The organism is Leucobacter sp. CX169, from assembly GCF_017161405.1.
GTDB lineage: Bacteria > Actinomycetota > Actinomycetes > Actinomycetales > Microbacteriaceae > Cx-87.
This window is the reverse complement of record NZ_CP071051.1, coordinates 199429-211501: the sequence shown is the minus strand read 5'-3', so window position 1 is coordinate 211501 and position 12073 is coordinate 199429. Positions and strand designations below refer to the sequence as shown.

Below are 12073 nucleotides of genomic sequence, written 5' to 3'. Positions count from 1 at the left end.
ACTATGGACACTGCAACCGTGGCAATTGCCAGCCCCCGGCAGCTCGCGCGCCGACGGCGGGCGGACGCGTTCCGCGCCAACTGGCGCGCCTTCGCGCGACAGCCGGGAGGTCTCCTCGGGCTCGTGGTGCTCGTCATCGTGACGCTCCTCGCGGTCTTCGCCCCGGTCATCGCCGACGTCTCCGTCCTCGACCCGACGAAGGCCCCGGGCAGGCCATTCGAAGCGCCGTCGGCCGAGTTTTGGTTCGGCACCGATCATCTCGGGCGCCCGGTGCTGCCGTTGCTCATCTGGGGCGCGCGCACCTCGCTCACGGTCGGCATTGCCGCCACGATCATGTCGATGGTCATCGGCACGTTGATGGGACTGCTCGCCGGCACCATGCGCGGCTGGCGATCGGCCGTCATTATGCGCGTGATCGACTTCTTCCTCGTAATTCCCGGGCTGGTGCTCGCGATCGTGCTCGGCGCGGTGCTGGGATCGAGCACCTTCACGATCGTCGTTGCGATCGGCGTGACCTCGTGGGCCGGCACCGCCCGCATGATCCGGGCGCAGACACTCTCGCTCGAGTCGCGCGGATACGTCGAGCGTTCTCGGGCGCTCGGGGCGTCGCAGGCGCACATCACCTGGCGGCACATCCTCCCGGGAGTAATGCCGCTCGTGCTCGCCAACACCTCACTCGCCGTCGGCGTCGCGATCATCTCTGAGGCGACGCTGGCGTTCCTCGGGATCAACGGCGGCGGGATCTCCTGGGGCACGATGCTCCAGCAGGCAATGGGCAGCGGCGCAGCGGTGGCGGGATTCTGGTGGCTCATTGTCGCCCCCGGCCTCGCGATCCTCGTCGTGGTGCTCGCCTTTACGCTCGTCAGCCGGGCGCTCGAAACCGTCGTCAACCCGACTCTGGGAGACCGCTAATGTATGCGCTGCAGTTCGAAGACGTCTCGATCTCCTACCGCACCCGCGACAGCGACGGTGCGCCGCTCGACTACGCGGCCGTGAAGCACGTCAACCTCACCCTGCCGCGAAAGGGCACGCTCGGCATCGCGGGCGAGTCCGGCTCCGGAAAATCGACGCTCATCATGTCGGCGCTCCGTCTGCTCCCCGACAGCGCCACGGTCTCCGGCAGCATCCGAGTCGGCGATCACGACATGAACGAGCTGAGCTGGGGCCAGGTGCGGGCCGTGCGCTGGAACGAAGCCTCGATTATCTTCCAGGGGGCCATGCACTCGTTGAACCCGGTGCAGCGCGTCGGGCGCCAGATCGCCGAGGCGATCCGGCTGCATGACCCGAATGCCCGCCGCTCGGGTCGGGACGACTACCGGCCCCAGGTCCTCGCGTTGCTCGAGCAGGTCGATCTGCTCCCCCACACCATCAACGCCTACCCCCATGAGCTCTCGGGTGGGCAAAAGCAGCGCGTGATGATCGCCATGGCGCTCGCGTGCGACCCCGACATCATCATTGCCGACGAGCCCACCACCGCACTCGACGTCATCGTGCAGGAGCGCGTGCTCGACCTGCTCACAAAACTCGTCAAGGAACGCGGCCTGTCGCTGCTCATGATCACCCACGACCTCTCCGTGCTCGCGCGGACCTGCGACGAGATCGCGGTCATGTACCAGGGCGAGATCGTCGAGACCGGACCGTCCCGCGAGATCCTGGCGAACCCCCGACACCCCCACACGCGCGCCCTGACCGACGCGGTGCCTGTGATTGGCGATCCCAAGAGCCGCCTCAACCCGGCAAGCCGCAAGCAGAGCGCGCCGGGAGAAACCACAGCACTCCCAGTGATCGCCTCGGGCGTCGGTGCCGAGATCTTGAGCACCGACGATCTCACCGTGAGCTTCCACACGAGGGTCGGGAACGTCACCGCAGTGGACGGGGTCGACCTGAGCTGCCGCGAGGGCGAGATCACGGTGCTCGTGGGGCAGTCGGGATCCGGCAAAACCACCCTGGTGCGCACTGTGCTCGGGCTGCAACCGCCGAGCAGTGGCGAGGTGCGCTACCGCGGTCAGCCGCTGAGCCGCCGGGCGCGCGATCTCCGAGATTATCGCGGCAGCGTGCAGTTTGTGCTGCAGGATCCCATGTCCGCGCTGAACCCGAAGCACACGGTCTACGAGATCATCGCGGAGGGAATCCGCATCCAGGGCTTCGGCGGCGACGAGCGCGAGCGCGTGCGACAAGCCCTGCTCGCAGCCGAGCTGTACCCGCCAGAGCGCTTCTTCACCAAGCTCCCGAAGGAGCTCTCGGGCGGCCAACGCCAGCGCGTCGTGATCGCGGGCGCCCTCGCGCTCGAGCCGGACTTCCTCATCGCGGACGAACCGGTGGCCTCCCTCGACGCCTCCGTCCGCGGCGAGATCCTGGCGCTTCTGCTGCGCCTGAAGCGGGACTTGGGCCTCGGCTGCTTCGTGATCACCCACGACCTCGGCGTGGCCTGGAACATCGCGGACCGGGTGCTCGTTATGCACCGCGGCAAGATCGTGGAGGCGGGGAATGCGGAGGACGTCCTCCTGTCGCCCCAGCACGACTACACCCGGCAGCTCCTTGCTGCCGTACCCACGATGGGCGCCCCAGAGGCCTCGGAACGGAGCGGCGCATGAACACCCCCCAGCTGACGCAGGACGCGCTGAGCGCGCTCAGCGCGCAGGCACAGGATCCGCGCCTGGGCGCCGGCCGCATCCAGGTGCTCGACGCCGATAGCGGCCGCTCGCTCCTCGAGCGCGCGGCCTGGCGTCCCGGCGAGACCGCGAGCGTCATGAAGACGATCACCTGCGCCGCGGCGCTCAGCACCCTCGGACCCGCGCACCGGATCGAGACCCGCGTGCTTCGCGGGAGCCGTTCCGGCGAGATCGTGCTCGTCGGCGGGGGCGATGTCACGCTGAGCCGCGTCCCCGGCGACGGGGCGACCTTCTACCCCGCCCCCGCGCGGCTCGACCAGTTGGCCGCGCGGACGCTTGCGGCGCTAGGCGGTACCCCGCCGAGCCGTATCGTGCTCGACGACTCCCTCTTCGCGGAGAGCGAGTGGCGCGAGGACCAGTGGCTCGAGGAAGATCGCGACCCCGGCGGATACATCCCCCGCATCTCCGCACTACAAACGGACGGCGACCGCGCGGATCCGGTCGCTGATGACAGTCCCCGCAGCACGGACCCCGCCGGCCGCGCCGGTGCCGAGTTTGCGGCGCTGCTCGGCGGAGACCCCGAAATCGTGCGCGGTCGCGCCGAGGCGGGAGCCGAGTGTCTCGCCTCGGTGTCGTCGCCACCCGTCGAGGCGCTCGTCACCGAGACGCTGCGCAGCTCGGACAATGCGCTCGCGGAGGCGCTCGCTCGGCTCGCGGCGCTAGCTGCCGGCGAGGACGCAAGCTTTGCCGGCCTGGAGCGGGCCCTCAAGGCCGAGCTCGCGCGGTTCGGTGTCCCGCTCGACGGCGTGGAGCTGCTCGACGGTTCCGGACTGAGTGCCGGGATCAGGGTGCCTGCGGCCACCGTCGCCGATCTGCTGCGGCGCGCTCGCCTGCGCGAGGGCGTGCTGGGCATGCTAGACGACCGGCTCACGCGCTCGGGGCCGGAAGGCACCCTGTCGAAGACCCGCTTCACCGGGGACAACGCGGTCGTCGCCGGCGCCGTGCGCGGCAAGACTGGCTACATCGAAAGTGTGCACTCACTCGCCGGCATCGTCCGCACCGTCGGCGGGACGGACCTGGTCTTCGCGGTCTTCGCGATGGGCGACGACCTGCCGCCCGACTCCGAGGCGAAGCAGGCGGTAGACGACTTCGTCACACAGCTGCACCTGCGCGGCGACGCGCTGCTCGAGTTGGACGCCGCGATCGTCCTCGCGGACTAACGGGCCAGCCTGATCACGCGGAGCGGGCGTCCACGCGATCGAAGACCAGCCGCGGCTGGTCGTCGGCCGTGAGGGTCGCGGTGAGACCGCACCCGATTGGGAAGGACGACACCCGCGCCCCGTGGCCGAAGCGCAGCCCCCAGACAACCGGGATCCCGAGCGGTGAGAGAAGCTCCTCCATCAGCGCGCGGATGTCCTCGATCGGGCCGCAGTCGACCCAGGTGCCGAGGCCGACCGCTGCGGCACCATCGAAGTAGCCCGAGCGCAACAGGATCTGCATGAGCGCATCCAGGCGATAGGCCGACTCGTGGATCTCCTCGAGCAGCACGATCCGGCCCTCGGCACGAGTGCGCGTGCCGGGATGCGACCCCGTGCTCATCGCGAGCAGGCTCACGTTTCCGCCGGTCAGCTCGCCATGCGCGACGCCCGGCACGAGGGTCGCGGTCTCGGGGTCGCTCGCGACCTCGAGCGGCCCATCACCGAGCACGGCGCGGCGCAGCGCGTCGACGTTCTCGGGGCTATTGAGCAAGTCGCCCGTGGCGATCATGGGGGTGAACCAGGTCGGGACGCCAACGTGTTGTTGCCAATACTCGTGAAGCGCGGTGATATCGGAGGAACCGAAGAGCGGTTTCGGGGTTGCCGCCGCGAGCGCTTCGGGGTCGAGGTGATCGAGCACCCGGATCGCGCCGTAGCCACCGCGCACACAGAACACTCCGCTGATCTCAGGGTCGGTCCACGCCCAGGTGAGGTCTGCCGCCCGGTCCTCATCCGCACCCGCCAGGTAGTCTGCCCTGGCGTGACGGTCGGCCACGTGCGGGGCCCGCACGGGCACGAGACCCCAGGAGCGCAGGAGATCCTCTCCCTTGGCGATCGCCTCCTCCTCAGAGGCTCCCGACGGGCTGATCAGCGCACAGCGGTCACCCGGTTGCAGCGGGCGAAGCGCGGCGGCGATGCGGGCGTTCTCGGTCATGTCGCTCCTTTGAGACGGATTTCCTGATGGTGCCTCGCGCATTTGCGCGCAGGTGGCCCACCAGTTCCCTCATCTTACGAATCATAAGAAGCCCGCCGCAAGTACCCCATTCTTCGAGAAGCAGCAATAAGATTGGGAAAGACGCGAGCGCAGGCAACCCCGACACGCTGGTGTTATGTGACGTAACTTTCTGCCCGCTAGCACAGATTCCCATCCCGAGCCCTCAGAGAGGATGGCTAGGCGTGAACCCATCGATGACCCCGGCCGAGCTGTGCGCGCACCTCATCACGTTCGACACATCGAACTTTGGCGATGGCGACAGCCGCGGCGAGACGCCCCTCGCCGAAGAGATCGCGCGGATCCTGCGCGCCGCAGGCTACGCGCCCCAGCTGTACGCCCCCGAGCCGCATCGCGCGTCGGTGGCGGTGCGGGTGCACGGCCGGGATCCTGCCCTGCCCGCCCTGCTGGTGCACGGTCATCTCGACGTCGTTCCTGCCGAGCCGGCGCAGTGGGCAAGCCCGCCGTTTGCGGGCCAGATTCGCGACGGCTACGTCTACGGGCGGGGCGCGAGCGACATGAAGGGCACCGTCGCGATGATGATCGTGACGCTGCTCGAGTGGGCGCGGGACGGGATCGCCCCGCAACGCGACATTCTCTTCCTCTTCATCGCGGACGAGGAAGACCGTGGGGCCTGGGGATCACACTGGATTGTGGACGCCCACCCCGAGCTCTTCGCCGGGGTCACCGCGGCGATCGGCGAGTCCGGAGGGAACGCCATGTGCCTGCCCTCCGCCGCGGGCCCCGAGGTCACGGTGTTCCCGATCGCCGTGGCCGAGCGGGGGACGCTCCATATGAAGCTGCGCGCCGAGGGGCCGGCGGGCCACGGGTCGCGACCCACGCCCGACAGTGCCGTCACGAAGCTGCTGGGGGCGGCCCACCGGATCAACACGCACCGGTGGCCGCTCCACCTCGTCGAGCCCGTGCGCGAGTACATCGCGGGCACGAACGCCGCGCTGGGATACGTCGCAGAACTCGACACCGAGGCGGGGGTCGAGGCGGCCATAGCCCGCATGGGCGCTGCGGGCGAGGTGGCGCGGGTCACCATCCGCTGCTCGGCGACGACGACGATGCTCAGCGCGGGCTACAAGGTCAACGTCATCCCCGGGGTGGCCGAGGCCGAGGTCGACGTTCGCTGCCTCCCCGGCACCTTCGAGTCCACCCAGGCGACACTCGCCGAACTAATCGGTCCGGACGTTGCGTGGAGCTTTACCGATCCGAGCCGACCCACGCAGTTTTCCTCAGCCTCCCCCTGGTTCGCCGCGATGCGCGACGCGCTGCTGCGCTATGACCCAGAGTCGGCCGTGGTCCCGTTCTGCATGGGCGGCGGAACCGACGCCAAGGCATTCGCGACGCTCGGCATCGAGTGCTTCGGATTCACGCCGCAGACCGCGGACCCCGAAGGCCGCACGAGCGCCGGCGTGCACGGCATCGACGAGCGCATCCCAGTCGCGTCGGTCAACGGCGGGCAGCTGATCCTGAGCGACTTCCTGCTCAAGGTGTAACCGACGCGGCCGATATCTCGAGTCGCTGGATGCGCGGCGGCTCGAGCGGCGACAGCTCAAGCACGACGCGCGCGGAGCCCGCGGCCCCCTCTACCTGCCACTCGGCGCTCGCCGCGGTGGGGAACGTCGGGGGCGCCGACCGAGCGCCATCTCCGACCAGCGCCGCGGCGCGCAGCCGCCGATCGTCGGCCGAGTCGTCGAGGGCGACCACCGGATCGCACTCACGCTCGAGGAAGCGCAGCCAGTCGTCGCCGCCCCCAGAGGCGAGCAGCGCGGTGACGGCGCGCACCGCCGACTGGGTTTCGGGCCACGGCTCGGCCGCAGTCTGCGCAGCCCCGACGGCTTCCGCGAGCGCCTGCGTCACGATCATTGAGACCCCGCTATAGCGGGCGTTCTCGAACCCCACCGCCGCGATGCCGCTGACGGGGTGCCAACGCATGTGCGCACTGAAGCCCGGGTACCCGCCCGAGTGCGAGACAACGGTGCCGAGTCGCTCATCAGCCTCAATTACCAACCCGAAACCGTAGGCCGCGCTGGCGCCCGTCCCCGCGGACGAAATGAGCGTCTGCGGCCGTTGCATCTCGCGGCGGCTCGCGGCCGAGAGCACACGGTCATCACGGCCGACGGCGTGACCACAGGCCTCGAGCAGCCAGCGTGACCAACGCAGCAGCGCGGCACCAGAGGCGAAGATCCCGCCGATGGCAGAGAAGGCGCCGGGTCCGCTCACCGGTTGAGCGCTCCACTCACCCCCGACCCGCGCGTACCCCGTCGCGACGCGGCCCGTGCGCGGCTCCGAGAACGTCACCTCCCCCAGGCCAAGCGGCAGGACCAGCTCATCACGGACCTGCTCGGCGAACGGTCGCCCGTCAAGGTGTTCGCACACCCGCCCCAGCCAGGCGAAGCCGAGGTTGGCGTACTCGTAGCCGCTGCCCGGCGTCCGCACCAGGCGCACGCCGTCGGCGCCGAGCGCGTCAAGGAGACCCGGAGCCATCGACTCCTGCCGGTCGGCCCACGCATCGTCGGTTGGCAGCCCGGCCGACATAGACATCGCCGCGCGCACGGTGATCACCGGATGGCCATCGCCGATGAGGAGCGGGGCCACTGGGAGGTGGCGGTCGATCGGGTCATCGAGGTCGAGCAACCCGGCGTCGCGCAGCTGCAGCACGCGCGCCGCCGTGAAGGACTTGGTGCACGACGCGATGCGGAAACTCGTATCGAGATCGGGCGCGCTCCCATCACCAGCGTCGCCCCGGGCGGCGAGCAGCGCACCGACCCCCGGTCGCTCGACCGCGAGCAGGGTTGCGGGGGCTTCGCGTGCGGCGGCGAGCGCGTGGAGGCCGTGCGGTGCGGCGTCGGAATCGGGCATTGCGAGGGACTCCTCCGGTCGAACAACACTGATCTCTCGCCCACTATAGGCTACGTATCTTGCGGTCGAGGTGTAGGCTCAAGCACACATTTGTTCCCGTTTCAATGAGTTTGCGGGGGCTCATGCAGCTCGGGCGACGCAATGTTGCGATACGTAAGAGGAGGATCTTGTGAACCAACCCGATTTCGGTCTCGGTGACGCCGCGGGCGGGGTGGTCAGCGACTACTCAGACGGCGTGCCCATGATCTCTTATGCCCTGGTGGACGCGGACGGCGCCGTGCTGCGCGCGTACGACGCCGAGCGTTCGTATTACTCCGCGTCGACCGTCAAGATCGGCGTGCTCGTCGCCGCCCTGCGCGAGGTGCAGCGCGGCACGTGGCACCTCGACGACGAGTGGCAGGTGACGCACGAGTTCACCAGCATGGCGCCGGGCGCCGGGCGCTACGTGATGGAGGTCGAGGAGACCGAGCCGACGCTTGGCTCCCCTGGCCACACCGTCACCCTGGCGCGGGTGCTCGAGCGGATGATTGTGGTGAGCGCGAACTGCGCCACCAATATGTGCTTCGAGGCGCTCGGGCCGGACCCCATCGCCACCGCCTTCGCCGAAGCGGGGGTACACCACACCGCCATGCAGCGTCCCTACTCGGACGAGGCGGGCCTGCGCGCCGGACTCACGAATCGCACCACGGCACTCGACCTGGCGCGATTTATGGCCGCGCTCGTCCGAGGCGAGCTCCTCGATGCCGAGCGGACCGCCTACGCCATGCAGCTGCTGCGCGAGCGCGTGGATCCGGTGATCGGCGTGTCTGCCGCGGCGCTCGCCGCCGCGAACGGCTGGCAGCTCGACACCGGCGGCAAGGGGGGCAGCGTGGAGGGGATCGGGCACGACCTGGCCTTCCTCAACATCGACGGCCGCATGCTCTGCCTGTGCATCTGCACGCGCGCCTATCTCGGCCCGCAGTACCAGGCTGCCATTCAAGCGATCACCGCCGCGCTCCTCAGCGACCCGACCCTGCGCGTTACCCCGGCACAGTGAACGCACCCATCGCGGCTTTCGCGCTGCTCGGGGCGGACGGCGTGCCGTTGGCCGGGCACGAGCCGGGCCGAGAGTTCTACGCGGCGAGCACCATCAAGCTCGCTGTGGCAGCGGCGCTGCTGCTCGCGGTCGACGCGGGTGCGCTGAGTCTCGCGCAGACCGTGCCAAGTCGCAGCGTCTTCTCGAGCAGGATTCCCGGCGCCCCCGACTTCGTCTTCGACTGGGACGAGGTCGACCCGGGTTTCCCCGTGCCGGGCACGCCGGTCAGCCTGGGCTGGTGCCTGGAGCGGATGCTCATCGTCTCGTCCAACGAGGCCACGAACCTCCTCGTCGAGACCCTCGGGCTCGACGCGGTGCGCGTCGCCTGCGAGCAGTTAGGGGTGCCGGGCGCACGGATGACCCGCCTCATCGGCGACTACGCGGCGCGCGAGGCCGGTTACACGCACGCGGCGTCGGCGCTCGATCTCGCGCGACTCATGTATGCCGTGACCGCTGGCCCGTGCCTCTCCGAGGCGTCGCGCGCGCACCTCATCGGCGTGCTTCGCGCGCAGCGGTTCCCCATGATCGCCGACGCGCTCCCCGCGGGCTCACCGTGGGCGTCCAAGAGCGGCTGGGTCGACGCAATTCGGCATGACGTGGCCGCGATCGGCACGCCCGGCGCGGACGACTTCCGAGTGCTCGCCATCTGCACGGAGGGGTTCGAGGCGCAGGGCGCTCAGGCGCTCATCCGGGCTATCGCCGGAGCGCTGTTCCCCGCGCGTTAGCCGCCCGGAGCCGACTGATCCAGCCCCGCGGCCCCCGGCCGTCCACGCCGCAGCACGCCGCCCGCCCGCGCTCCCGTGGCCCGACCGCCCGACCACGCGAGCTGACCCGCCACGAGTACCGCGTCCACGCCGGTGGCGAGCTGCCAGGGCTCCGCGAAGGTCGCGCGGTCCGCGATGCCCGCCGGATCGAACAGCGTCAGGTCGGCGACCGCGCCCGCCCGAACGATGCCGCGGTCGGTCAGGCCCAGCCGGGACGCCGGGAGGGAAGTGCACTTTCGCACCGCCTCCTCGAGCGAGATGACCCCCTGCTCGCGCACGTACTGGGCAAAGACCCGAGGGAACGTCCCAAACGCTCGCGGGTGCGTCGTGCCGTGCCCCGTGGGCTCGAGCGGCCCGCCATCGCTCGCAATGGCCACCTGGGGGTGCGCGATCGCGGACCGCAGGTCGTCTTCCCGCATCGCGTGGTTGATGATCCCTGCCACGCCGCCGTGGGCGGCGAGCACCTCGAGGGCAGCCTCGGCGGGCGCTACCGCGAGCGTGCCCGCGATCTCGGCGAGCGTCGACCCCCGCGCGGCCAGAAACCGCCCGGCCGAGAGCTGGTTGATGACGATCCCGGCGGGGTCGAAATCACCGGCGTCGAAGCGCTCTGCCAGGGCGGTCTGGATCCGCGAGCGGGTCTCGGGGTGCCCCAGCCGCGCGCACAGCGCTTCCGCACCCCCGTCGAGCGCCCAGACCGGCAGCCGCGAAGCGAGCGTGGTGCCCGAGGCGGTGTACGGGTAGACGTCCGCGGCCACGTCCAGGCCCGCGGCGCGGGCGGCGTCGATGCGCTCGAGCACGAGCGGGACCTGTCCGTGGTTCGCCGGCCCCATCGCTTTGATGTGCGAGATCTGGAGCCGGGGCGCACTGCCGGAGCCCGTCGCCGCCCGGGCCGCGGCGATGGCCTCATCCACCGCCTCGAGCAGGCGACCCGTCTCATCTCGGATGTGACTCGCATAGAGCGCCCCGCGCAGGGCCGCGACGCGCACCAGCTCGGCCACCTCAGCCGGCTCGGCAAATGACCCCGGGGCATAGATCAGGCCCGTGGAAAGACCCCAGGCGCCCTGGTCGAGCGATGCCGTGACGATGCCCCGCATCGCCCCCAGCTCCTGGGCGCTTGGCGCTCGTCGCTCGCCGCCGAGCACCGCGATGCGCACTGGGGCGTGGCCGAGCAAGGGCAGGACGTTGAGCGCTGGAGCTGCCGCGTCCACGCGATCCGCGAAGCCCGACAGGTCCCGCCAGTTGTAGCTCGGGCCGCCCCCGAGAAATGCGCTCCAGTCGCGCAGCGCCGCCAGGTCAGCGACGGGAAACGGCGACCACCCGCAATTGCCGGTCACGATACTCGTCACTCCCTGCGCGAGCTGCCCCGATGCCGCGGCCTCGGTTTCGACCGTGTAGTCCGCATGCGAGTGCAGATCGATGAAGCCGGGGGCGACGACGAGTCCGCCCGCGTCGATCACCGTGGCGTCTCGATCCAGGCGTCGCCCGGGCGTGAGCACCCGTTCGATCCGACCATCGCGTACCCAGACGTCGGCGCGCACCGCGGGCTCGCCGCGGCCGTCGACCACCACACCGCCGCGAATGTGGATCGGGGTGCCCGTCGCTGCGTTCGTCACCGGCCACGCTCTTGAACCCGCTGCGCGCTCAGCGGTTCCCCATTACGGCACGTATCATCGGTGATCGCCATGGGGTCATGCTACTCGGGGATTGAAAACACGGGCCGGATTCGGAGCACTCTCGCCCCATCCGACCCGCATCATCAGTGCCGCGCGGCGCCGCCGAGCTATTCGCCGGCTTTGAGTGCCTGCAGTCGCAGGTCGACCTCGCTCAGCGAGCCCAGATCGTCGAGCTCGTTGAACTGGGCGTCGAGCGTCGAGGCGGCGAGCTCCGCCTGACCGCGCACCATCGCCTCCTGGCGCTTCACCTTGTCCTCGAAGCGGCCCAGCTCGCTCGTCGGATCGAGGACGTCCAAGTTCTTGACCGCGTCCTGCACCTGCCCCTGCGCCTGCGCGACCTTTCCGCGCGAGACGAGCTCGTCGCGCTTCGCCTGCAGCTGCACGAGCTTCTCTCGCATCGTCTGCAGGCCGGTCTTGAGCTGGTCAACCACCTGCTGCTGCGCCTGCACGCTCGGCTCCGCGCTCGCCACCTCCTTCTCGAAGGAGATCTGCTTGGACAGCGCGACCCGGGCGAGGTTATCGAAGCGGTCCGCGTCAGCGACGTCGCCCGAGGCGCGCAGCTTCTCGGCCTGCGCCGAGGCGGCCTTCGCCTTAGTGCCCCACTCGACAATCGCCTGCTGGTCCTCGACCAGGTCGGCCTCCATCAGGCGCAGGTTGCCGATCGTCTGGGCGACCGAGCTCTCGGCGTCAGCAATGCTGTTCTTGAAGTCGCGCTCGATCTGGTTGAGCATCTTCTCCGGGTCCTCGGCGGCGTCCAGGAGCGCATTAATGTTTGCCTTCGCAAGCTGCGCAATTCGACCAAGGATTGACTGTTTTGCCATGTCGGTTTCC

General features: G+C 69.9%; 10 protein-coding genes. 6 read left to right on the top strand and 4 right to left on the bottom strand.

The annotated features are described in order from the left end of the window. The first annotated feature begins 3 nt into the window (after positions 1 to 3). The 3 genes from JW030_RS00930 to JW030_RS00920 are packed head-to-tail and all read left to right on the top strand — an operon-like array spanning position 4 to position 3832. Positions 4 to 912: an ABC transporter permease gene (locus JW030_RS00930; protein ID WP_188046473.1), complete on the top strand. Its 909-nt coding sequence runs from the start codon at positions 4 to 6 to the stop codon at positions 910 to 912. Next, entirely contained in the window at positions 912 to 2594 is a 1683-nt protein-coding gene (locus tag JW030_RS00925; protein WP_188046474.1) for an ABC transporter ATP-binding protein, read from the top strand. The genes JW030_RS00930 and JW030_RS00925 overlap by 1 nt, the downstream gene beginning before the upstream one ends. Beyond that, complete coding sequence (locus JW030_RS00920) at positions 2591 to 3832, top strand: D-alanyl-D-alanine carboxypeptidase/D-alanyl-D-alanine-endopeptidase (protein ID WP_188046475.1); 1242 nt, start codon at positions 2591 to 2593, stop codon at positions 3830 to 3832. Before JW030_RS00925 ends, JW030_RS00920 begins: the two co-directional genes overlap by 4 nt. Positions 3833 to 3845: 13 nt before the next feature. On the opposite strand, the gene JW030_RS00915 is transcribed toward JW030_RS00920, so the two are convergent. Then, complete coding sequence (locus JW030_RS00915) at positions 3846 to 4802, bottom strand: LD-carboxypeptidase (protein WP_188046476.1); 957 nt, start codon at positions 4800 to 4802, stop codon at positions 3846 to 3848. Between the two features lie 242 nt (positions 4803 to 5044). Here JW030_RS00915 and JW030_RS00910 point away from each other — a divergent pair, with 242 nt between their 5' ends. Then, the gene (locus JW030_RS00910) at positions 5045 to 6364 is read left to right on the top strand and encodes a M20/M25/M40 family metallo-hydrolase (protein WP_223160003.1); all 1320 of its coding nucleotides are present in this window, start codon (positions 5045 to 5047) and stop codon (positions 6362 to 6364) included. Here the strand turns inward: JW030_RS00910 and JW030_RS00905 are convergent. Further along, on the bottom strand, positions 6354 to 7730 hold the full coding sequence (locus JW030_RS00905) for a serine hydrolase (protein ID WP_188046477.1): 1377 nt from the start codon (positions 7728 to 7730) through the stop codon (positions 6354 to 6356). The genes JW030_RS00910 and JW030_RS00905 overlap by 11 nt on opposite strands. Before the next feature lie 169 nt (positions 7731 to 7899). Here JW030_RS00905 and JW030_RS00900 point away from each other — a divergent pair, with 169 nt between their 5' ends. Together JW030_RS00900 and JW030_RS00895 are read left to right on the top strand one after the other, a co-directional pair. After that, entirely contained in the window at positions 7900 to 8766 is an 867-nt protein-coding gene (locus JW030_RS00900) for a serine hydrolase (protein WP_188046478.1), read from the top strand. Next, entirely contained in the window at positions 8763 to 9530 is a 768-nt protein-coding gene (locus JW030_RS00895; RefSeq protein ID WP_188046479.1) for a serine hydrolase, read from the top strand. The genes JW030_RS00900 and JW030_RS00895 overlap by 4 nt, the downstream gene beginning before the upstream one ends. Here the strand turns inward: JW030_RS00895 and JW030_RS00890 are convergent. Next, the gene (locus tag JW030_RS00890; protein ID WP_206348604.1) at positions 9527 to 11182 is read right to left on the bottom strand and encodes an amidohydrolase family protein; all 1656 of its coding nucleotides are present in this window, start codon (positions 11180 to 11182) and stop codon (positions 9527 to 9529) included. The genes JW030_RS00895 and JW030_RS00890 overlap by 4 nt on opposite strands. Positions 11183 to 11349: 167 nt before the next feature. Beyond that, on the bottom strand, positions 11350 to 12063 hold the full coding sequence (locus JW030_RS00885) for a PspA/IM30 family protein (protein ID WP_188046480.1): 714 nt from the start codon (positions 12061 to 12063) through the stop codon (positions 11350 to 11352). Positions 12064 to 12073 lie beyond the last annotated feature (10 nt).

What these genes read in the sequence shown, in the direction of transcription:
- JW030_RS00930 (WP_188046473.1), top strand. Translation starts at nt 4, where the DNA reads ATGGACACTGCAACCGTGGCAATTGCCAGCCCCCGGCAGCTCGCGCGC.
- JW030_RS00925 (WP_188046474.1), top strand. Translation starts at nt 912, where the DNA reads ATGTATGCGCTGCAGTTCGAAGACGTCTCGATCTCCTACCGCACCCGC.
- JW030_RS00920 (WP_188046475.1), top strand. Translation starts at nt 2,591, where the DNA reads ATGAACACCCCCCAGCTGACGCAGGACGCGCTGAGCGCGCTCAGCGCG.
- JW030_RS00915 (WP_188046476.1), bottom strand. Translation starts at nt 4,802, where the DNA reads ATGACCGAGAACGCCCGCATCGCCGCCGCGCTTCGCCCGCTGCAACCG.
- JW030_RS00905 (WP_188046477.1), bottom strand. Translation starts at nt 7,730, where the DNA reads ATGCCCGATTCCGACGCCGCACCGCACGGCCTCCACGCGCTCGCCGCC.
- JW030_RS00885 (WP_188046480.1), bottom strand. Translation starts at nt 12,063, where the DNA reads ATGGCAAAACAGTCAATCCTTGGTCGAATTGCGCAGCTTGCGAAGGCA.